Genomic DNA, 21,489 nt, shown 5'->3' with positions numbered 1-21,489 from the left:
TCGATTTAACGCCTAGATAAACATCCGGCAAAACACCATATACGGTAAGGGAGAATCTGCTCCCTTACTTTCAATTAAACCCAACCTTCCGCTAAGTACATCAGTCGCAATTGACTTGGTGAGCCCAGTTTATCTAATGCATCCAACTGAGCGTCACTCAGGTTTGGGCATTTATCAAGGTATACTCGTCCATTTTCGGCATCAAGTGGCAGTTTGTAAGTCAGCTTTTCATTGATTTGACTCGCCTCACCTTTATCGATCGCTCGAACTGCAGGCATGAGCCAATCCCAATCTTCGCCCAATAGCTTTTTAAACGCACTATGAGCAGTTGCCTCAGTTTTACTTGGCGCATCTTCTGGACTTAGCTTCAAGATAGAATCAACGTCAGGGACTAAGTGTTCACTTGGCTCTGAGCCCAACATCTTTTTCAACGTTAAGCGAGCAGCTTCCATCTCTTGTGCTTCTTTAGGCGCTTGAGGTGATGTCATCGCCGTGTTCTCTTTAGGACCAAGGTACGCCATCAATGCGCGTACAGAAGCTGGATCTTGCATGCTGAAGGTAAAGTCTCCTTTTGCATTGGAAACTTCAAGTCTAGGTAAAACACCTGACATCTCACCTTGCATAAGTTGCTCTTTGACTTCTGTATTTAGTCCGTATGCTCCAGCTTGGTTCGCAACAAAACCACCACCACTGATAATGCCAGTCGTGGCAGCCGAACCAATGGCTTCTTTTGCTATCGGCGTAACACCCGCTGTCGCTACGGAGCTCACACCAAAAGTACCCAAACTCCCTGTCGCCATGCCCAATGTCGCCCCAACTGCGCCTTCAGCTGATAACATTGCATGACCTTGTGCTAATGTTTGTTGCATCGGCATAGAGAGACGTTGGTCTCGCCCTGGAAGCTGCGAAATTTGCTCCAGCTGATGGTGGTAAGCTTCAGCATCGCCATTGACTGCCGCTTTGTGCAGCTCACGTCCTGTTGAAATTAATAGCCCTACGCCAGGCAAAGCTAGGTTGATGACTGCATTAACGCCAGAACCTTTCAGTTTTTCTTTGCCCATCTGTAACAGTTCGGCACCAAAACCATCCATTTTCCCCGGGTACTGAGCCTCTAAACTCACCTGCATACGCGGATCTTTGCTGATCGCGTCAAACGTATTTTTAAGCTGCTGGTACGTATCGCTGCTCACCTTGACTTCATCCAACAAGCTGACAACTTCTAAGATTTTGCGCTCAGTAAGCGGCTCACCGCGATAACCAGAAGGGCTAACTAATGAGTAAGCTAGCAAGGCAACCTCAGGCTTTTCTTGTTTAAGTAGCGCCTGTTTCAAATCAAGGTGAGTTTTGATGTTTTCTTGGAAAAACTTAGTGTATTTGCTTCTCAACACGCCTTCGTGGATAGAAGCAAACTTGTGACCTTTGTGGAACGTTGAAGGTTCTTTTACTTCACCTCTTTTACTGATCACTCGGTCATCTTTTTGCGCAGCGACTGCACGAAACTGTTCTAGATCAGGTACTGGGCTTTGGCTGATTTTTTGCGTTGTATTGACCATTTTTCTCTCCTACACACGAAGTGATTGAACATGAGCTTGTTCATGATTAGGGGTGGTTGGAATCGCTTGATCCAACATTGCAAAACGCGCTTGCCACAATTCAGTCTGTTCAATAACCTCATGAAACCAAGCAGTAAGATTCGTCGTGTTTAGGTGCTCAACTGGTTTACGTCCCGCTAAGACAAGCTGTCGACCATTTGGGGCTAAAGCAAGTGCAAGGCTGCCACTACCGATGCCCTGATAATTAGCATGAGCAAGAAGCTCTAAACCTTTTAGTCTTTGTTCGCCCGACTTTTCTAATCCTCCGAACGTCACGGACAACATTAAGTCATCCGTATCTGTCGCGATGAAATACAGCATGTAGCGGTCGTCGACCAGTAGCTGACAACGTTCATTGTCTTCAAAATTCAGTTCGGGTAACTCATTGAGTTGGCAAAACTCCAAGAGCAGTTGTTGAATCGTGTTCATAACTTTTTCCTTTTGTTTCAATAACTCTATTGAACAACGATTGCAGATTGAACGATGTCGGTAATGGCTTTATTTTTGTCACTTTCTCGTCTTCATTGTGAGGTTTTCCGCAGAAATCTCGCTCTAAAAATGAGTTGCCAGAGTAATAAAAAAGAGCAGCTCAGGGCTGCTCTTTCAATAAAGGTTAGAAGATTAGTATTATGTGTTTGCTCACTTCTTTTGCAGAGCGACTAACCCAGTTTATGACTATCAAAAATGACTTCTGTTGGCGGGAACATATTCGAAACAGGTGGTCGTTGCGCATCTCCAAACATTGGTGCACCGAATGCGGATGTTGCCCAAGGATCAACAATTTTCACATCCTTACTCCATGTTGATGGATCTTTGATATCACTCCCCTCTTGTCGACCAACCAGTACATAAAGGTGTGTACCTGAATGACCCTTTTTAAACGCAACCACTTCGACTTTAGGTTCACCTTCAGGTGTGCCTGACATGCCTTGAATCATCTCCGCAGCGGCAGCAAAGGCAAATGTAGTACAGCAGCCGGCTTTCGCGTTTTGTACTGCCTTAGCAATGTTCTGTAGAGTGCTTAATTGCGGTGCGGTTCCTCTTTGTGCTGCAGCTTGAACTCCGTTTGCGGACATAGTCGCTCGTTGATCTTGCATGATTCGCGCTTGATTCGCGTGAAGCGCTTCTAATCTAGGCTTTCCTTTGGTTTCATAAAACTGCGAACCTTTTACACCAAATGTATTTAAGTCTGTACAGGCAAAATCACCAAGCTTTTGAAGGTTAGTTTTATGTTCGTTGATCAGCGCTACACTCGATGAGGTTTTATTCGCTTTAGAAGAAGAGGCCGTTTGTGCGGCTGGCCAATGTGAGCTAGGACCAGACGACAATCTCTCAAGATTTTTCAGACTACCGAGCGTTAACTTGTTTTCACCGTTCAACACATTTTGTAGCATCAGCTTCGCAACGTCTTTAGGAATGCCCTGCTTCGTGAGCAGATTCACCACAATGTCTTTCGCTTTATTCTGGTGGCTAATACGCGCGCTGACGCTTTTGTTTTTAGGCGCCCCTTCTTTAACAAAAATATCTTTGCCATTATGCGCTCGAACCTCTTTATCGTCAGCTTGATTTTGTGTCGCCAAATGGGACGTTAACTGACTCAACGAATGCATGTGTGATGTATTAATATTGACCATGTTTGATGCCTTAAACCTGAATAAATGCGTGTACGTCTGTTTGGCTAAAATCTACAACCGTATTGTTCTGAAATAGCTGAGCCCAAGTATCCACTAGCTCATTCAGTTGAATCATTAAGTTAGCAATATTGGTGAGTTCACTCTCGGCCGCGATGGCAACCTGAAGAACCACATCTTTAGTGGTTGGATTAACGCAAAACTGCACACCGCCGGTTTCTCGATATAAGAAGTTGTATTCAAGTAAAACTTGAAGTTTATCTAACGTAATATCCTCTTGTTCTATGTGCAGGTTTTTAGAAATCAACAACTCGCCTTTTTCCTCCACAAGCAGAACATCGACACTGTTATTTTCAGCAAAATGCAGTGACCACATTTGATCGTCATACGCTGTCACGCGTTCAAGTTTCAGCACTTCTCCTAGTTCAGAGAGAAGCATTTTAATCTTTCCTGTATCCATGTTGTGTCCTGTCTAATTTAATATACCTAAGTAGCCTCGAAATATCTGATGCAGCGAGACGACTTGGGTATAACGGCTTATTTAAATAAGCTCATAAGGATAAGAGCGATTTTATGGCGTGATAGACACAAGAGCTTTATTTAAACGTCTCAATTTTATTGCTATTAGCCGTTTTAGCGAGGTAGAAAAATGAAGAATAAGTTGGATAAAGAAATAAGAAAAGAGCGGCAATCGCCGCTCTAAAATTGGAATAGAAGAGAAAAATTACTTGATGCCGTGAAGGCTGTTCTCTGCGTTCATAGCCAAAGGATTGAATGAGTCGTTACGAAGTTCTGCTATCGCGTATAGCATGCGTCCCATGCGACCGTTTCCATCAGTAAACCCGTGATACCCAATGACTCCTGCAAACAAGTGTTTACCCAGATCTTTATCCGCCACTGGGTTTTCTTTCAAAAATCCTTCAATGTGCTGCTTTAGCATCCCCTCACCACCAATACTTGAAGGCAGAGTACCACCCGAAATATTTGGCCCTCTGTAGTCACGTTCAACATCAGGTACCAAGCGAGCGTGTAGCTCTTTTAAGTTGTCCATATTCAATAAGTCTTTACCATTAGATGCGTACTCTTTAAGTAAAGACGTAATGTTTTCGGCATCGTTTCCTTTAGAGTTAGAAGCATTAATGATCCACGCCGTAGCTCGTTCGACATTATCGGTGACGCCACTTTTGTTAAACGCGTCCTCTGCCAGTCCTTCAGCGTATACACCTTGGCTTAGATCGGTGCTTGCTAGACCTTCGATATGACGTTGCGCCGATTTAAGATGCATCACCTCCATATCAAACACCGCTTGCATTTGATTGATGCTACCTGCCGGGTTTTTCTGCGCTGCAGATACACCACCGCCGTAATCTTTTACTACACGTCCAGCAAGCGACTTCGCTGCACTTTCTCCAATCAGTGATGTGAGGTTTTTACCAGAATTGGTTTCTAGCATTGATTCTGTCATTGCTCGCTCCGCTAACTGGTTTAGCTCAGCAGAGTGCGATTGGACCGTTTTGCTATCCAATTTTGCGAATGCATTTAATACATCTGATGCGGTTTTTATGTTTCCATCTTTGAAGAACATTTGTCCATGCTCAACAGAAGAAGCAGCTCGTAAACGCTGAGCTTGGCCTTGCTCATTATCAAATACGGCTTTTGTAAGGGCTTTCGCAACCGATTGTGAGCTGCCTTCGCGAAACAATTTTCCTGTCGCTTCAAAAAATCGCGCTACCGCACCATTAGTAGGATTGGTACGAGTAAATTCTTGGGTCGCTGCGTTGATTTGGTATTCTTTGCCACCAATACTCAGCTTGCCTTCGTTTAGTATCTCGTTGCGAGCTTGCGGCATGGCAGCCTGCAATGCGCTAACACTTCCAAAACTGATCATGTTTTAAACCCTTAATGTGGAAAAATGATTAGTACTCGTTACCGGGACTTCGGTTGTTTTATTGGTTACTTTTTGCGTGTTCGCACTTTTTAACCATTCGATGAAATTCGCTAATGATTCATCAAGAAAAGAAGCAGTTAACAGTTGCTGGTGCAGGTGTATGAAACCGATGTATCCCGTTTCTGCCTCCCAGAATACCGCTGGAGAGCCTTGCGTTAAGGCATCTTTCATATGTTGATGCAAAACATCATCACTCGGCTTATCGCCTGAAATCAGCCCAATAAGTGTCAGGCGATCTTCTTGTGCGCGAATTGTGATTGCTGTGTTTTGGTCAATGAGTAGATGACAACAATCATCCTCATCAAAAACCAGCGACTCCAGTTGGCAGCGGCTGGCAAAATCTGTCAGTAAAGAAGTTATAAATCCATTAGCCATTCGACTAAATAATCCTATTTTTGTTGTTCTAGAGGCGCTGCTTGGTTGCAACACTTATCAACTAAGCAGCTTTCTTAGGTGTATTCTTAAGGATTTATGGCAGTGAATATTTTAGAAATGGTCGGATTTTTTTGTTTAAAGGCATTAAAATGAAAAAACTCAGCAAGTGCTGAGTTTTTAAGATTTATTCATGAATCGTAATTTTACGCTCACTGAGCTGCTTCACCATCGCTTGCTTTAATGCATGCAACTGTCCATCAATACTGGCGTCGATGATCCCAACTTCTGTTTCCAAAATGCAGCCTCCATTTTTCAAGCGCGCATCTGCTACCACGTCAACGTAACCGACTTCAGGGAAATCACTTAATACACCAGCCACCTTTTCCCTCACCTCAACAACCTGCTCTGGGTGAACATGTAAAATGACCTGCTTTTGGTTGCTCACCAATTGCAACGCTTCTCGCACGACGCTCACCGTGGTATCGACATCATCAAAGGTATCGATGATCTTACGTACCGCTTCTAACACCACGCCTGTCATTTTTTCTTCGACTTGCTGATAGTAATCATTACAACGCGCTAGGGTTTCAACCATCGTTTGCGCATTTTCAATCTTGGCTTGTACGAGACCATCTTGATAACCACGTTGTTTTTCAGTTTCGTAGGCTTGTTGGGCATTAGCAATGATGCTTTCAGCTTTGGAGTTCGCGGCTTCAACTAAGTGTTGCGAATCAAGATAACTGGCATAATCTTTCGCTTTCAGCACCTTTAAGCCAGGTGCCAGCTGCAAGTTGTCTGTTTTTATTTCAACAAATGAAACCATTGGGGAATAACCTGTTTTGCGATTTTTTTTGTGAGTCGATACGCCAGATCTCGCTGATCTTTTGCCAACCAGCTAGCCATTTCCGTACTCTCGCTGAGCTGCTGTTCTAGTTTGAATTGCCAACGCAGAACAATGTCTTCTGGCGAGTTAACTAAAACAAACCTTATCCAGGAGTACCCAAGCGCTTGCATTTTTGCTTCAAAAGACCGCTCATCCAATGATTCTGGCAACGGATGTTGCCAACCTTGCGGCCAACTGGATAACAACATCGGCCCGTTTTGAATCAAGAACCGAGCGCCTTCCAATCCAAAGACGTTGTTCAGAACCTGTTTCGGATGTTTTAAAACAACGCCTCGCATTGCCACACAATGTAAAGCTCCGCCCACCATCAATACGAGTTGATTCAACGCATCCGCTGGGAGCAACGCCAAGCTATGGCAAGGTTTGTTAAAAGCCGTCTCTGGAACGGGAGATAACGCCCACTCATTTATGCACCATTGGTTAAACATGGGGTTATCTCTCCAACCTTCAATATTTAGTAACCAAGGCTGTTTCTGTTCTATCCAACTTTTATGGATGTATTGGCAAGGCGCGTAGTTAAATTGATGTTGTACCTGCGCGAGTGGTGTTTCTGGTTTAACCACGCTTTGTGTTCCTGCGGCACCAAGTAAAAGTAGCGATATTTGAACCGATAAGCGCAGCTACCAAGAACACCAGGATGGCGACAAAATTATTCGCCGTCTCTTTGGTGACCTGAACCGACAAAATGCTTTTAAATTGATTGTTTTGAGTAGCAACTCGTACCTCTGATGAGGGTACCATCACTACGCTGATTCGATCGTAATTCAACCCCTCAATACTGTTGTTCACCAATAATTTGATCTGCGGAACATACGAGTCAAGCGCAATATCCGCCGCATGTTTAATAAACACAGAGGCAGATGCAGGCGTTGGACGCTCTCCTGGACGTAGATCTTGATCTTCCAAAACAACATGAACACGTGCCACCAGCACGCCATCAATTTGAGATAAGGTTGAAGAAAGTTCTTGAGATTTCGCATACACCAAACGTGCTCGTTCTGCTAATGGCGACGAGATCAAATCGTCTTTAGGAAACACCTCTTTCAATGTAGAAAACTGCTCTCTTGGATACCCTTTTCGCTTCAGCGCGTCTACAGCGAAGGCGATTTGAGAACTGTCTACCATTAACTTGACGGTGTTGTCTTTGTCAGGTTCTTTTGTTGCAACGACACCTTCGGATAATAAGATCGACAACATCTCATTCCCCTCTTTCTGAGTTACGTTGGTGTACAGCTCGGTCTGACAACCCACCAGAAACAACGTGAGCATGATGAAAACCGCTCTCATTTTATTCATCATCACTATTGTGCCTTCAATAAGGTTTCTACGTTTTGTGTGGTTTTACCCACGGTTTTTGCGATCAGCTCTTCTTGAAAAGTAATGCGCGTCAGTGCCCACTGCATTTGCAGTAATTGGGCCGGATCATCACCCACCATCTTCATGTTGTCTTGCAGGTTACTTTTCGCGTTATCGATAGTATTTTTTAACTCGCTGATGTTTTCGAGCAAACCGCCCTCCAAGCCATTATTCGCCTCGGGAACCGACATGGCTTGCTCGAAACGTTCACTTAAACCGTCCTCGACTTGTGCATCCTGCAACTTATCAATGTTGGTTTGCATCACCTCGGTGTACTGCGTGTTTATCATATGTACTCCTAAGACAAATCTAACTTGTGACTATGAGTCACGATGTTTTTCACCATCGCATTTTTTTGAATCATGAAGCTAAGCTCATCACGAACCATGTCCAGTGTTGATGCCATATCAGGTAACGACTTCAACTCAGCCCAGCAGTGCCACAAGGCTTGTTCTTTCTGGGCACCAAGTGGAAAATGCTGCGCCAACATTTCTTTAAGTGCTGCTTTATCGACAGGTGGCTCGGCAATAAGCTGGCCCGAAAAATCCCCTAGCAACTCCTGCTTCAACACCTTTAATAAATCGGCTTGCGGGTGTTCGGTGCCCTTTGCACTCTTCGCCTCATAAAAGGCGTACCACATTGCCTCTCGTTTAACTTGAGGATCGGAGAACGCTTCATTCAACGATGATAAGACGCTTTGTTTACTGACAACATCTGCGTCTTTTAGTGATTCATACCACGCTTTGATGTCCGCCAGTTTCGCTTCTGTTTTCTCTAACGTCTCTTTTGGAGAGGCGTGTGAGGCTTCCGCTTGCTTGGCATTACGCTCCATGAGCACATTCATCTTATCTTCATCGCTCCGCTCATAATGGCGCGACTCCGATTGGCGCAGAGGTTGAGGCTGAAGAGTTAGATTACTTGAATCAACGATCATCCAAGGTTCCTAATGTCCTGAGAAAAGCTTGCAGCAAATGCTTGGCTTTCTTCGCTTCCCTGTGATGCGAGTTCTACCCAACTTTCCGCTTTGCTCAAGAAACCAGCTTTGGCGGAAGCAAGGGCCGCTAAACTGATCAGATCTGGATAGGCGTTGCAAAGTGGTTCGAGCAATTGATGAGCCTCTTCGTACAAGCCTTTATTCATAAGGCTCATTGTACGAATCATCACCACGGTCTCTTCAGAACCAGAGCTTGCTTCAAGGCCGTCCGCAATCGTGTTAGCTTCTTGATGACGATGCATACCGGTTGCCATCAGCGCGATTTCAGCCAGCAATTGGCGCATTTCTCGTTCCATGCTTTATACCTTCTGGAGAATCGACTGCATCACATCTTTAATCGCACGAGTAGTGGTCGCATTGATGTTGTAAACAACAGACCATTTGTTGATCGCGTGCTGAAGTTCAGCCAGCTTAGATGGATCATCGGCGTTTGTTTCTAGGTTCTTGATGGCAGTCGTCACCTCTGTGTTGGCATCTTTCGCTTGTTTTTCTAACTTAGTTTTAACATCATCAAGGTTTACACTGCTACTAGCATCGTAAAATGACATAAGACTTCCTCGTATTTTTTAGTTCGCTTCGTATGATTCAACGACCGCATGTGCGGCGGTGTAAGCTTCATACTGTTTGAGTAGCAATTGGTACTGCTGTGGTGAGCACCCTAAATCCAACTGACGTTTCACCACCGCTTGTGCTTCTAAGAGCTTGCTCTTAATCTTGTGCACTTCCGCACCGTTTTTGTCGTTATTTAAAATTTGTTCAAGATTTGTCATTGTTCGTCTCGCCCTCGTATCCGAGTTCTATTGTTATCACCCGCCCGCCTTTGACCAGCTCAATGCCAGCAGGCGTAACACTGGATATGCGGTAGCCTTGAGGCGTTCTTGCACCAACCATGTAACGAACGTTATCGGTCAGAATCACATATGGAACCTGACCAAAGTTAACGCTACGAAACGGGAAATCGATGTTGGTGCCTTTACTCACCTTAGGTATGGATTTCAAAACTAAATACGGTTTTTCACCATATTGTTCTCGGAAGTCTCGAGTCACACCGTAAAATCGAGTCGTTTCGATATCATCAAGTTCCCCGCGTACTTCGATGCGATCACCGCTGGTAACCAACTGGACTTTTTTCAGTAGCTCCGCATCCGTCAATAAGGCTTTTAGCGTATCCATATAGGCACCCGCTCTTTGCAGTTCAACCTTCCACGCTACGAGGCCCGGTACGTCTCGCTCTAAAATTTGCTCAACTTGGTTCCAGCGGCTTGCATCATCGATATAACCCGTCAGTAACAGTGTGCCCGTCTCATCCCCATTTTCGACTTTCACCTGGTGATAGCCGAGGTTTCGCAAAATAAATCGAACCCCGCGACGGATTTCTTCCATCGTTCTTAAGTCACTTTTGTAATTGATACCTAATACATCAATTCGACCAAGCAGATCGAGTTTCTGAGTTCGATCTTCAACATAGCCTTCCAAAACCGCTTGGCGTGCGGCGGCATTCCATTCCACACGAACGTCGCTAAGTTTGAGCTCGCCTAAGATGTTGCGCACCAAAACAATGGGTTCTGCTTCTGTGACAGTCTCATTATTGTTTCCGTTAGCTTGGCTGTACCACATACCAGCAAAAATGACACTCGGGACAAAACTACAAAGCAAGGCGATGAGCGTTGTTTTTTTCCAGCTAGAGCGTTGTACAGCAACAACAGGTGTATCCTGTTCGCTAGATTCGTCGCTGACGTTACTCACGATTAACGCATCTTCTGCGTACCCCAGTGCGAACTTCACAACGCCTACAGAGACAACGGCATGGCGTGACAACTCGATCCCATCATCTTCAACAGAGATGTTTTCACCGTTAATATTTGCCTCTTTGCAGCCTCGTAAAATGACCGAGTCTTGCTGGCAAACCAACGTGAAATGGTTAGCTTCGACCCCAGCATCAGACAGCACGAGATCTGCGATAAAGTCGTCACTGCCAAGCACAAGAGCGCCCTCAGGTAAGGTGACTTCAACTCCGGAATGCACGCCTGATAAAATACGAATTTTCCATTGCTGCATCGCGGTTAAGGCTCCTCTGATGGACGCACACACTCACTTTGTGAGTCATCGCATTCCAATACTTTTACACGCCAACCCTTTTGCCCTGTCGGCAATTGGCACTGCGTCAATTGAGACGACTGTTGCTGTGACAATAAGTCTTGCTGATAGCGCTCTGCTTGAGTCTTTGATGTGCAGCTATACACTTCGACGACCGATTTAAATTCAGCACTGTTGTTGGAAATGTTGTTGAGCTTGCCAATGCTTGGTCGCAGATCGTACTCATTACCAATCAACACACTATCGCCAATACCATCCACAACGATTCGCGGTTCTAGAATAAACATGCGCACCGTGCGGCGTTTAGTGTTGGTATTACTTCTAAACAACGCACCTAAATATGGGATGTCTCCCAACAGTGGTACTTTACGTAACTGATGACTCACTTCATCTCGGTACACACCACCGATGAGCAAGCTCTGTCCTTGCTTCACCGTCGCCAAGGTACTGATTTCAGTTTTACGAACGGAAGGAAGGTCGTCGACACCACCATCGGTAATCTTTGCCCCGTCTTCGAGATGAAGGCTCAGATTGATTTCTGGTCGGGCTGCAAACCTGTCACCAACGATACGCGGGACAATTCTCAGTAACGTGCCATACGTGACCTCTTCCAGTGCTGCGGTCTCTTTACCAACCAGCTTGACGTAAAACGTGCTGCTGTTGTTCAGTACCGCTTCGACATTTTCTTGGGTTAGCAGTGTTGGTCTTGAAACCACTTGAGCACTGCCTTGAGATTCCAATAATCGGATTTGAGCCAACAGGTAATTCAGATTGGTTGAATCAAGCAAAGACTTAAAATTTTGTCCGCTGCCGAGAGTCACATCACCCGAACTCACATCCCCTGTTGTTTTGATATCAACAATTCGATTATTTCCGACAGACACTCCCGCTCGCCAATCCACGCCTAACTGACTTAAATCGTTGGCACTGATGTCGACAATCGATAATGCAACTTCAATTCTTGATTGCGGTTGGTCCAATTGAGCGACCAGTTTGCGATAGAGCGGTAATCGCGCTTGAGTATCACGAACAATAATCGCATTAAGGCCCGGCTCTGCTTCAACCGTTGCTCCGCCATGAACTGAGGCGGTTTTATTGCTTTTTACAGGCTTATCTAAACTGGTAACTTCTTTGTTCGACGCACTCGTCACTTGAGTTTGAACACCAGACACGACTCGCTTTAAAACCGATGCGATACCCGGAACCGTAATGGTCTGGTCTCGATATGCAATTTCTCTATCCGTTGCAGAAGCGTACTTCAAAGGAATTATTTCAACGAATAACTCGTCGGTTGAATTCGATTTCTGCAGCAGGCGCGTTTCTAATGCTTCGGCCGTTTGTACAACTAAGTCGACATAACGTGGAGGACCTGCAAGATAAACCAACCCTTTACTTTCAGCGGCTCTCCACCCATAGCGCGAATCCCACACTCCAGTGGAAATTAACGTGCTTCGTAGCTCTCTGGCGGTCAATAATTCTAATTGGAGTAAACGTGAGCGCGTTTCTGTCGCCTTATAGACATGTAAGACGGCACCATCGAAATACCACATCAAGTTATAGACTTGCGATAAGTAGCCGAGGAACTCAGCCGGGTCATCAGGAGTAAAACGTCCACTCACTCGATCATTAACTTTGTCACTCACAGAAACCGAAACGCGATAGTTTGCGCCAAAGTTATTCAACAACTCTTTTAATGAGTCGTTATCTGCATAGTATCGGAATGGTTGTTCGGGCCAGTGTAAGTCTGTTGCTTGTGCGAACCCCAACGGAGCAAAGCTCACAGCACACAACAGTATCTTTGTGGCAGCACGTCTGATGTTCGGAAAGACTTTTCGCATCATGGCAACCACACATTATGATTAATCGTGTGGTTCACGCGCTCTTGCTCCAATAATGCCATATAACGCTCACATAGATTAACGTGCTTAGAAAGCAAAGAAGAGAACAGCTCAATCGAACAGTCCTCGATCCTCACTTTGCTTTGCAAAATCAGCTGCTGATCATCATTCGCTGTTAGTACGCAGCCATCTTCACGGATGGTTTTTAATGAGAGCTGCATGCAACGTTGTAACGCTTGTTCTTGTTGATAATCTAGATGCTCTTTAAACTGGAAGGGTAAAGCCGCTTCCCATAGAAACCATGATGCGTGTTGTTTGATGCTCAGTGACGACTGATCAACCTCGATGTTGTAAGAGCCATTTTCTGAGGCAATAAAATCCCCTACCTTTAGCGTTTCCGCTAAAGACTTCATCATCTTATCTAACATTTAACGCCCTATTTAAATCTGGCTGAGGTGATTGCAAGCCTGGCCGCACTGGCCGCTTTGAGAGTCAAAATAGTAGTGATCGATGTCGCCAACAATTTGCATGCTCTTGAACCACTGCCATACTTTCGCAACCGCATTTTGGTCGTTGTAAACCACATCGCATGCATCCCAGACTTCGTTCAGCTCAGGAGCCTCAAGTCGAACTTCCGAACACCACTTTTTCCACTCAGAGATAAACTGAGCAGTCGTAGAAGTGTACTCTGCGAACCCTTTAAGCTCGTCTAGGGACGGTTGCCACTTCTCAATTAACGAACGATGACATTCAATCACTTGCATCTGTTGTTCACTCAACGTCCCGAGTTGATCTTTCAACCGGTGTTGTTGGCGCTCAATTAAATCGAGTTGCTGTTGTACAAACACCGCACTGGTGTCCTCTCCCGATAGTTTCGACCAATATTCCTTTTGAATATCGAGCTGATTGATAAGCTGTTCCACTTTAATGGAGGCATGCAAAGCGCTTTGATCAACTTGACGGTTAATCCACTCGTTTAGCGATAAATGAAAACAAAGCATCAACGTTTTTGGCACCGCTAAATTGAAGCGAAAACCAAGACGCGCGTTGATGTATTCCAGTCTTTGTTCAAAGGTCACGAGTGTGCGGCTATCACTGAGCTGCGACCCAATTTCCAAAAATAAACGCATGGCGAATCGGTCAAGCGACGCACCGAGCTTTTGATACGTTTTCACCAACTGGCTTGCGCACAGGCTATCGACGACGCTTCTATCCAACAAGCGCTGAAGTAAAGATAACTGTTCATAATTAATGACGCCTTCACTCAACAATTGTCGGTGATTGACGTGCACAACATTGAAATCCTGCGTTGATCTAGAAGCACTTTCATATCGAGCTCCTCTCTGCAAAACAGTCACTTTCCGTTGTGTCACAATGCTGTCTGGAAAAAGCGAACGGCGTCGCCAATGCTGCTTTTTCATTTATGTTCGTCTCCGCACCCCTCTCGAACGATCCAGAAAGAAAGAGGTGTAATAATTTTTAATCGTTCGTTGTTACATGACGCATAATAGAATTTACGCTGATGAGTGACTTTCAAAATTAGTCAGAAAATTTTAGTCCCAAGTCATTTCATTTCGCGATAGCTACTTGATCGTCTCCCGAACGTACACGGCTTGGCGTCGTTCCAAAACGACGGCGGTAACTCTGCGTAAAGTAAGACTGACTAGAAAACCCAGCCTCCATCGCCACATCCACGATGCTCATCTTGCTCGTCAACAGGAGTTTATGAGCGTGCAACAATCGGCGCTCACTGATCCAAGCTCTTGGTGAAATGCCATAGTGCTCATTAAATAGCTCTTTAAAAGTCGTTAAGCTAGCACCAAACTCTTGCGCATAGTCAGTCAACTTCCACTCTTTGAGATAGTGTTGTTCCATAAATCGACGTAACCGTTCCGATGTTCGGTTAGTTTGTTGTGACAGCAACACATAGAGTGATTCGCCCCCTTTGCCGTGCAGCAAAAGAATGAGTAACTCTTCATATTTTAGGCACATGATCGCATCTGGATACGCCTGTTGCTCAAGCGTCTGCATGCTGGAAAGCACTTGCTCTACGAGTATGTTCAAACCAAAAGTAAACAAGCCAGAACAAACTTTATCTACCTTGGGCAGCATCATCAAAAGATCACTGTGCTTTTGTAATAACTGGCTAACGAGTTCGTTGTCGTAGGTTATAATCGACGCTTTGTATGCCCCGTCTAAGGGCGAGTACTCGAATAAGTAATCCCCTTGGGATAGAAACACCCCGTTTTCTGCCGCAACATCGATTGTGCAATCACCTGTTTGAACTCGAAGCTGACCATTGTGAACGACAACAATGTGAGATTGGTCTGAGTGAAATACTTCGTCAGATTTTTCATAGCGGGAAAAACTACGAATTTTTCGCGAGCTCGAGCCGACCTTTTCTGTGTTTAGTTGGCCTGACACATCCATTTTCTACCCTTCATTATTTTGAGTTTCTCAGTACGAGTGTTGAGAAACTTTCAAAGCAATACTTTGATTGTTGTTATTTCTAAGTACTGCTATATCAATTAAAGAAGCAAAGAAAAGAGCATAGAAGTTCATATCACTTACCATACCCCCCGAATAATTAGCGAATATCCTAAGCATTACCCTTACCTAAAGGTAAAAGTTTATCTTAGTAAACTCTGCTGTCCGTCTTTATTATTTTTATCAGATAGCGTTTATTATTAGCCAAAACTTAAATATCATTTCGTTATTAAAGTTTAGGATTTTTGTTATACATTAGAATAAAATTAAATAGATTATGGTATCGTTTATCGAACAAACTGAAATTTCCAAAATCTTAAAATTGTATGTTTTATAGCCTAAAACGCCAAGCCAACGTGTTCAAGGAGCGAGATATAATCATAAAGAATGCTATTTTTGCAACAAGTATAAGTCTAAAAAACAACTGACCCGATGACTTAAACCATGTGATTAATGTTTGTAAAAAACAACAAAACTTTCACAACAGGAAAGAGCAAATCTTTATTTTTAATAATTTAGTAAGGTCTAATTAAATGTAACCGATTACTTTTCATCTGGTTAATTTTTTGGCACGAGTATCAAGTTTTCCTGTTTTCCCTCCACTGAAAATAAATAGTTCTTTTCTTTTTCCGCTACAAGTTCCCCATTCGAGTATAGCTTTCCAATTATCTTCATGTTTCCGTCACCAGCTTGAATCGGTGCAATTAAAAATGAATACTGTACGGGTAATTGAACGCCTTGGTAGTGCTGAAATGCAGACTTAAAGCACTGATTTTCAATTACTTTACATATCTCCACATCAAGAGACGTAATCGAAGGTGGAAAGTATCCATCGACAGAAACCCAACCATAGAGTGTCGCCTGACTCTTTGTGTCAAAGCTACCTTCCCTTACAATCGGCACAGATTGACTACACCCACTTAGTAGGAATAGTCCGACAAAACCAGCCCACATAGAATTGTTCATTATGACACCATAAACTTATTTTATAGACTTAGTTCATTTTAATTTCACACAATTCTTTATGTAAAAATATAAAAGATCAACTTATATTTATACTACAAGCGGACAATAAATCGCATTCTTCAACAACACAGATTTAACATTAGATTTAATTTAACTCATAGTGACTGCGCCCTAATACACTTTCAATTAGGTGGGTATATTAGAGAACAAAGATATTTAAATATCTAAGAACAACCACAATATGCATCAGAGCACATTTGTTATCGCTGTTCTATTTAGCTCACCGAAATTAAAAACCAAAATATAATAACAACCGACCAATATTGATAAACACGAAGAGATACATCTAATATTTTCCTTGATAAAATTTCAAAAGGGACTATTCCTATGTCAGCACGCCAAACTATCGATGAGATTTTGCTAAAGTTTGCTCATCAAATAGGCTTGCCTGCACTGCATCTAACGGAAAATGAAGTAAGCTTAGCGTTTGATGATAATCTAAGAGTGCATATCATCTTTCATCCTGAATCGACAACCCTCCAGCTCGAAGCTGAGATTGTTGGTCTTCAAATCGTTAATTCCGATCTCTATCGTTCTTTCCTAGCCTTTAATTATCACTGGCCTGAGCATCAATTATTCTTTAGTTTAGATAATCATCGACATGTACTCTGTTTAAACCGACTCATTAACATTAAGCGACTGGATTATGAGTATTTTGAAACTGCTTTGGCGGAATTGTTGACGCAAAGTGAGTCGTGGGAGTCGTTATTGTCTGCTCATGTCGCCACTGCTGAGGTAGCTCCGATGCCACAAACTTTAGACTTAAGAGTTTAGGTGTCTCTATGTCCAACGACATCCAATCTAAATACACTAACTTACCGGTTCATGAAGTAAAGCAAGCACAGCAAAGTGATGCTCTGCCACAAGGAACGTTTCATGGCCGCAAAGTGACCCTACTCTCTTCATCAGAAAGCAGTTTGGCTCGAATGAGCTCTAAAAGAGAACTTAGCGAGTGTTTAAACCAGTTTGCGAGTCTTGAGTCTTGTAATCGCGTCTTGGATTTTGATCAGCAGTTTAGTCTTGAAAAGCAAAACACCGCGGTCGAAAAACTACTTGAACGAAAAGTGACCGTAATTCAACGTTCCTGAGCACGCAATATAGATGGGTTCAAAATATAAATTTCACGTATATACACCCTCCCACCCGCAAGCCCATGCAATAAAAAACCCCGAAGGCTCGGGGTTTTGGTTAGTACTGCTTTTTCTTTGTTAACTACTTCATTTAGAAGAAGCCTAGTGGATCAACACTGTAGCTAATCAATAGGTTTTTCGTATTTTGGTAGTGATCCAGCATCATCTTATGTGTTTCGCGGCCGATACCCGACTTTTTATAGCCACCGAACGCAGCGTGTGCAGGGTAAGCGTGGTAACAGTTAATCCAGATTCGACCAGCTTCGATATTACGGCCCATACGATATGCGACGTTCGCATCACGCGTCCAAACGCCTGCGCCTAAGCCATATTCGGTGTCGTTCGCGATTTCTAATGCTTCCGCTTCATCTTTAAACTTAGTGATAGCAATCACTGGGCCAAAGATCTCTTCTTGGAAAATACGCATCTTATTGTGGCCTTCCAACATCGTTGGCTGAATGTAGTAACCCTGATTGATTGACTCTGGCTGTTCAGATACGCCACCACCAAAGACCACTTTTGCGCCTTCTTCACGGCCGATTTCGAGGTAACTTAAAATCTTATCAAACTGTTCTTGAGAAGCCTGAGCACCAACTTGAGTATCGGTATCGAGCGGGTTACCTTGCTTGATTAACTGCGCACGTTCCGTCAATTTCTCTACAAACTTATCGTAAATCGCTTCATGAACTAATACGCGAGATGGACAGGTACAAACTTCGCCTTGGTTGAAGAAGCCAAGTAGCGTACCTTCGATACACTTGTCGAGGTACTCATCTTCGTAATCGAAAACATCTGAGAAGTAGATGTTTGGAGATTTACCACCCAACTCAACAGTCGAAGGGATCAAGTTGTCCGCCGCACATTTTAGAATGTGATTGCCAACTTGTGTTGAGCCCGTAAATGCGAGTTTCGCAATGCGGTTGCTGGTTGCAAGCGCTTGGCCTGCTTCTGAACCAAAACCATTAACAACGTTGATGACGCCCGGTGGCAGTAGATCACCGATCTTTTCCATAAGAACCAGAATCGACGTTGGCGTTTGTTCTGCTGGCTTCAATACCACGCAACAACCTGCCGCAAGTGCCGGTGCCAGTTTCCAAGCCGCCATCAACATAGGGAAGTTCCAAGGGATGATTTGACCAACTACGCCAATCGGCTCCGGGAAGTGGTAGCTTGCTGTGTGCTCATCCAGCTCCGCCGCACTGCCTTCTTGTGCGCGAATACAGCCAGCAAAGTAACGGAAATGATCTACCACTAAAGGTAAATCTGCCGCCAAGGTTTCGCGAACTGGTTTGCCGTTTTCCCAAGTTTCGGCAACTGCCAACTCTTCTACATGCTGCTCAATACGATCAGCAATTTTCAGCAAGATGTTCGAGCGTTCAGTCACACTGGTTTTTGCCCATTTAGTTCTGATGTTGTGTGCCGCATCCAATGCTAAGTTGATATCCGCCTCGCCAGAACGAGCAACTTTACAATACGCTTGTCCGTTGATTGGTGAGATATTGTCAAAATACTCACCATCCGTTGGTTTTACCCATTCCCCACCGATAAAGTTATCGTAATGCGATTTAAAGTTAACAATGGCATTTTCACTACCTGGCTGTGCATAGATCATAACTCTTCCTTTTGTTTCTCGTTCAATGTGTTATTGCAGTGTCGTATCGCACTGTTCACAAAGAGCATTACGCAAGTCACACGCCAACTACACCACACTTGTTGTTAATTAAATGTAAAACTATGATTACCAAGCGATAACAAACCAAGTGAGCGATGTTTGAGCGGATGTATGGTGTGAACACCAATGTTCAAGTGTTCCAAAATGGCACACCCTCACTGTGACAAAATGGTACAGTCATGGAACTTCAACACATTAGCGATAACAATTGGCTTTCAACTTCATGGATCCGAAGTGAACAGGCGGGTTTAAAACAGCGTCGACGCCCTGAAGATATTCGAGTGACACCAGCGACACTTCAAGATAGGCGTCACCAACTCAACTTCTTATTGGAAACCGTCACCCAGTTTGCTCTCCCGCTGTTTAATCAGCTTTTTGCTCATAGTGACAGCCGCTTAATTCTGACGGATGCCGACGGCGTCATCATCGGCAGTTGGGGACAACCTAAGTTCCGCGAGAAGTTGACCGAAATTGCGCTAAGCTCTGGTGCGTGCTGGCAAGAAAAGATCAAAGGCACCAACGCGATTGGGACTGCGATAGTTGAAGCAAAACCGGTCTCAGTCATCGGCGATCAACACTTCATCCAACATCATCGTTTTATTAGCTGCTCGGCCAATCCTATTTTCGATCATCTTGGTCATTTGATTGGTGTGCTAGATATCACCAGCGAACAAAAGAAACATGATTTCTCAACGCAAGTGCTGGTACAGAACATGGTTCAGCAAGTTGAAAATCAATTGCTTAACTTGATTCCACAAGGGCATATTCGTGTGGATTTGGCGTGTGAAAAAGGCTTACTAAACAGTGGATGGCAAGGCATTATCATCGCTAATGAAGATGGACAGATTCTTGCGCACAACCAAGTTGCTTCTCAGCTCCTCGCGCAACAAAACGTCATCGGGCAATCGCTCGACGACATTCTTTCTATCCAAAGTGCCGACCATCCTTTCGTGTTCAAAACAAAGCCGTTGACCGACAAAAAAGTGAAGTCTCGTTCCGTTACCGCTTCCAATGATCTGCATTACGGCGATTCTACTGTCGAACATTGCTGGCAACAAGCCAATCGCGTTATCGATAAAGACATCAGTTTACTGATTCTCGGAGAGACTGGGGTTGGTAAAAATGAGTTTGTGAAAGCACTGCACAAAAACAGCCAGAGAAAGACTGGGCCTCTGGTTTCCGTTAACTGTGGCGCACTACCGAAAGACTTGGTTGAGTCTGAATTGTTTGGCTACGTGGCTGGCGCATTTACGGGCGCAAACAGCAAAGGCTATCAGGGAAAAATTCGCCAAGCGCACAAGGGGATTTTGTTTCTGGATGAAATCGCAGATTTACCCTTGGAAGCTCAAAGCCGCTTGCTGCATGTATTGCAAGATAAAACCGTGCTTCCCGTTGGTTCAAACCAAAGTGTTCAAGTCGATACGCAAATCATCGCGGCCACGCATAAAGATCTCGAGAACTTGGTTAGCGAAGGATTGTTCCGTCAAGACTTATACTATCGCCTCAATGGTTTGATCATCGAATTGCCTCGCTTTGAAGAGCGTGATGATAGGCAGCAACTGATTGAGAACATTCATCGACGTCACGCCGAATCGGAGCAACAGCTTTGCCCTCACCTACTTTCTCTTCTGCTTTCTTACTCTTGGCCAGGAAACTTGCGAGAACTCGATAGCTTAATCAAAGTATCCGCGTTAATGGCGCAAGGTGAAGAAACGTTGGAGCTCGCTCACGTACCGACTCACCTGAGTAAGAAGCTCAGCCAAGCTCAAGACGTAACAACCGCTGCCGAACCCACGTTAGAACTGCGTGCAACCGTCGAAGACAAACTGCTCAAAACATATCAAGCCAATCAGGGGAACATCAGCAAAACATCTCGTATGCTTGGCGTCAGTCGAAATACAATTTATAGAAAGCTGAAAAGCCTCGGCATATTGGGTTAATCCATAACCTCAGATACAAAAAGAGCACCTTTGCGGTGCTCTTTCTATTTGAAACCTAGCTTACAGGCCGCCTTGTTGTTGAGCCTGTTTTACTAATGCCTGACGTTGAGTTTCCTTCTCAGAGATCACTTGGTTGTCCTTGTGTATTTCCTGATCCAATTCTGCCGGAATGAAAACAAAGTACTTGTTAAGAATCATCTTAGAACCTCAATTTGTTGTGTTAATTACCTTCTTGGTCAACGTAAACAACACCAGAAAATACGTTTTACTGGATCCTTGTTGCTGGTTTCAAAAAATAGAGGATGTTCATTTATTAAACATCCTCCATGTGGGCGCTAATTATAGGCGTAGTTCAAAGGCTTACCTAGCACTCTTTTTCGCCTTTCTTGCAACCTTAGTTTCATTCTCAAAACTGATGCAATTACACATATTCAATAAAGTATTGTTAAGCAAAGAAAAGTGATTTTCATCGTGACTGATAATGAGGATGAGCTTCCCG

25 protein-coding genes are annotated in these 21,489 nt (G+C 44.1%); 3 read left to right on the top strand and 22 right to left on the bottom strand.

Annotated features, from left to right (window positions below):
• Positions 1–74: 74 nt before the first annotated feature.
• From P4S59_RS07525 to P4S59_RS07430, 20 genes are all read right to left on the bottom strand, one after another.
• Positions 75–1,553, bottom strand: coding sequence for a cation transporter (locus P4S59_RS07525; RefSeq protein WP_104971775.1), 1,479 nt, complete (start codon positions 1,551–1,553; stop codon positions 75–77).
• Between the two features lie 9 nt (positions 1,554–1,562).
• On the bottom strand, positions 1,563–2,021 hold the full coding sequence (locus P4S59_RS07520; protein ID WP_005395137.1) for a CesT family type III secretion system chaperone: 459 nt from the start codon (positions 2,019–2,021) through the stop codon (positions 1,563–1,565).
• A 230-nt stretch (positions 2,022–2,251) separates the two neighbouring features.
• A complete protein-coding gene (gene vopR / locus P4S59_RS07515) occupies positions 2,252–3,226 on the bottom strand; it encodes a type III secretion system effector VopR (protein ID WP_005395139.1) in 975 nt (324 codons plus the stop codon).
• Between the two features lie 10 nt (positions 3,227–3,236).
• A complete protein-coding gene (locus tag P4S59_RS07510) occupies positions 3,237–3,683 on the bottom strand; it encodes a type III secretion system chaperone (RefSeq protein ID WP_337168177.1) in 447 nt (148 codons plus the stop codon).
• Between the two features lie 264 nt (positions 3,684–3,947).
• Complete coding sequence (locus tag P4S59_RS07505; protein WP_337168176.1) at positions 3,948–5,111, bottom strand: VopS family T3SS effector adenosine monophosphate-protein transferase; 1,164 nt, start codon at positions 5,109–5,111, stop codon at positions 3,948–3,950.
• Between the two features lie 3 nt (positions 5,112–5,114).
• Complete coding sequence (locus P4S59_RS07500) at positions 5,115–5,546, bottom strand: CesT family type III secretion system chaperone (RefSeq protein WP_337168175.1); 432 nt, start codon at positions 5,544–5,546, stop codon at positions 5,115–5,117.
• 184 nt (positions 5,547–5,730) lie between these two features.
• Positions 5,731–6,369 (bottom strand): HrpE/YscL family type III secretion apparatus protein, encoded by a 639-nt coding sequence (locus P4S59_RS07495; RefSeq protein WP_337168174.1) that lies wholly within the window; start codon positions 6,367–6,369, stop codon positions 5,731–5,733.
• Positions 6,348–7,013 carry a SctK family type III secretion system sorting platform protein VscK gene (gene vscK / locus P4S59_RS07490; protein WP_104974060.1) on the bottom strand — a complete coding sequence of 222 codons (666 nt, stop codon included), beginning with the start codon at positions 7,011–7,013 and terminating at the stop codon, positions 6,348–6,350. The genes P4S59_RS07495 and vscK overlap by 22 nt, the downstream gene beginning before the upstream one ends.
• Entirely contained in the window at positions 7,006–7,752 is a 747-nt protein-coding gene (sctJ, locus tag P4S59_RS07485; protein WP_086015689.1) for a type III secretion system inner membrane ring lipoprotein SctJ, read from the bottom strand. The genes vscK and sctJ overlap by 8 nt, the downstream gene beginning before the upstream one ends.
• A complete protein-coding gene (gene vscI / locus P4S59_RS07480) occupies positions 7,752–8,096 on the bottom strand; it encodes a SctI family type III secretion system inner rod subunit VscI (protein ID WP_005377202.1) in 345 nt (114 codons plus the stop codon). Before vscI ends, sctJ begins: the two co-directional genes overlap by 1 nt.
• Positions 8,097–8,104: 8 nt before the next feature.
• A complete protein-coding gene (locus P4S59_RS07475) occupies positions 8,105–8,740 on the bottom strand; it encodes a YopR family T3SS polymerization control protein (protein WP_005395152.1) in 636 nt (211 codons plus the stop codon).
• Positions 8,737–9,096: a YscG family type III secretion system chaperone gene (locus P4S59_RS07470; RefSeq protein WP_203347183.1), complete on the bottom strand. Its 360-nt coding sequence runs from the start codon at positions 9,094–9,096 to the stop codon at positions 8,737–8,739. The genes P4S59_RS07475 and P4S59_RS07470 overlap by 4 nt, the downstream gene beginning before the upstream one ends.
• A 3-nt stretch (positions 9,097–9,099) precedes the next feature.
• Positions 9,100–9,348 carry a type III secretion system needle filament subunit SctF gene (sctF, locus tag P4S59_RS07465; RefSeq protein ID WP_337168173.1) on the bottom strand — a complete coding sequence of 83 codons (249 nt, stop codon included), beginning with the start codon at positions 9,346–9,348 and terminating at the stop codon, positions 9,100–9,102.
• An 18-nt stretch (positions 9,349–9,366) separates the two neighbouring features.
• Positions 9,367–9,570 (bottom strand): EscE/YscE/SsaE family type III secretion system needle protein co-chaperone, encoded by a 204-nt coding sequence (locus P4S59_RS07460; protein WP_012841766.1) that lies wholly within the window; start codon positions 9,568–9,570, stop codon positions 9,367–9,369.
• The gene (gene sctD, locus P4S59_RS07455) at positions 9,557–10,858 is read right to left on the bottom strand and encodes a type III secretion system inner membrane ring subunit SctD (protein ID WP_012841765.1); all 1,302 of its coding nucleotides are present in this window, start codon (positions 10,856–10,858) and stop codon (positions 9,557–9,559) included. The genes P4S59_RS07460 and sctD overlap by 14 nt, the downstream gene beginning before the upstream one ends.
• Positions 10,859–10,863: 5 nt before the next feature.
• Positions 10,864–12,738 carry a type III secretion system outer membrane ring subunit SctC gene (gene sctC / locus P4S59_RS07450; RefSeq protein WP_443089038.1) on the bottom strand — a complete coding sequence of 625 codons (1,875 nt, stop codon included), beginning with the start codon at positions 12,736–12,738 and terminating at the stop codon, positions 10,864–10,866.
• Positions 12,735–13,163 (bottom strand): YscB family type III secretion system chaperone, encoded by a 429-nt coding sequence (locus P4S59_RS07445; RefSeq protein ID WP_337168171.1) that lies wholly within the window; start codon positions 13,161–13,163, stop codon positions 12,735–12,737. The genes sctC and P4S59_RS07445 overlap by 4 nt, the downstream gene beginning before the upstream one ends.
• 12 nt (positions 13,164–13,175) lie before the next feature.
• On the bottom strand, positions 13,176–14,156 hold the full coding sequence (locus P4S59_RS07440; RefSeq protein ID WP_337168170.1) for a T3SS regulon anti-activator ExsD domain-containing protein: 981 nt from the start codon (positions 14,154–14,156) through the stop codon (positions 13,176–13,178).
• Between the two features lie 148 nt (positions 14,157–14,304).
• Positions 14,305–15,165: a helix-turn-helix transcriptional regulator gene (locus P4S59_RS07435; protein WP_337168169.1), complete on the bottom strand. Its 861-nt coding sequence runs from the start codon at positions 15,163–15,165 to the stop codon at positions 14,305–14,307.
• Positions 15,166–15,780: 615 nt separating this feature from the next.
• On the bottom strand, positions 15,781–16,188 hold the full coding sequence (locus tag P4S59_RS07430) for a YscW family type III secretion system pilotin (protein WP_337168168.1): 408 nt from the start codon (positions 16,186–16,188) through the stop codon (positions 15,781–15,783).
• Positions 16,189–16,575: 387 nt separating this feature from the next.
• Here P4S59_RS07430 and exsC point away from each other — a divergent pair, with 387 nt between their 5' ends.
• Positions 16,576–17,022, top strand: a complete 447-nt coding sequence (gene exsC, locus P4S59_RS07425) for a type III secretion system regulatory chaperone ExsC (protein ID WP_005397386.1) — start codon at positions 16,576–16,578, stop codon at positions 17,020–17,022.
• An 8-nt stretch (positions 17,023–17,030) separates the two neighbouring features.
• Entirely contained in the window at positions 17,031–17,336 is a 306-nt protein-coding gene (exsE2, locus tag P4S59_RS07420; protein ID WP_005397379.1) for a T3SS regulon translocated regulator ExsE2, read from the top strand.
• 133 nt (positions 17,337–17,469) lie between these two features.
• Here exsE2 and exaC read toward each other — a convergent pair whose 3' ends face one another.
• Positions 17,470–18,990, bottom strand: coding sequence for an acetaldehyde dehydrogenase ExaC (gene exaC, locus P4S59_RS07415; protein WP_337168167.1), 1,521 nt, complete (start codon positions 18,988–18,990; stop codon positions 17,470–17,472).
• A gap of 239 nt (positions 18,991–19,229) precedes the next feature.
• Between exaC and P4S59_RS07410 the strand changes: the two genes are divergently transcribed.
• The gene (locus tag P4S59_RS07410) at positions 19,230–20,990 is read left to right on the top strand and encodes a sigma-54-dependent Fis family transcriptional regulator (protein ID WP_337168166.1); all 1,761 of its coding nucleotides are present in this window, start codon (positions 19,230–19,232) and stop codon (positions 20,988–20,990) included.
• 60 nt (positions 20,991–21,050) lie between these two features.
• Here P4S59_RS07410 and P4S59_RS07405 read toward each other — a convergent pair whose 3' ends face one another.
• Positions 21,051–21,188 carry a hypothetical protein gene (locus tag P4S59_RS07405; RefSeq protein ID WP_012841759.1) on the bottom strand — a complete coding sequence of 46 codons (138 nt, stop codon included), beginning with the start codon at positions 21,186–21,188 and terminating at the stop codon, positions 21,051–21,053.
• Between the last annotated feature and the right edge of the window lie 301 nt (positions 21,189–21,489).

The sequence above is a fragment of the Vibrio sp. M60_M70 genome, assembly GCF_037162085.1.
GTDB classification, from domain to species: domain Bacteria; phylum Pseudomonadota; class Gammaproteobacteria; order Enterobacterales; family Vibrionaceae; genus Vibrio; species Vibrio diabolicus.
Note: the sequence above shows the minus strand (reverse complement) of the source record. Positions and strands in the feature narration are given on the sequence as shown.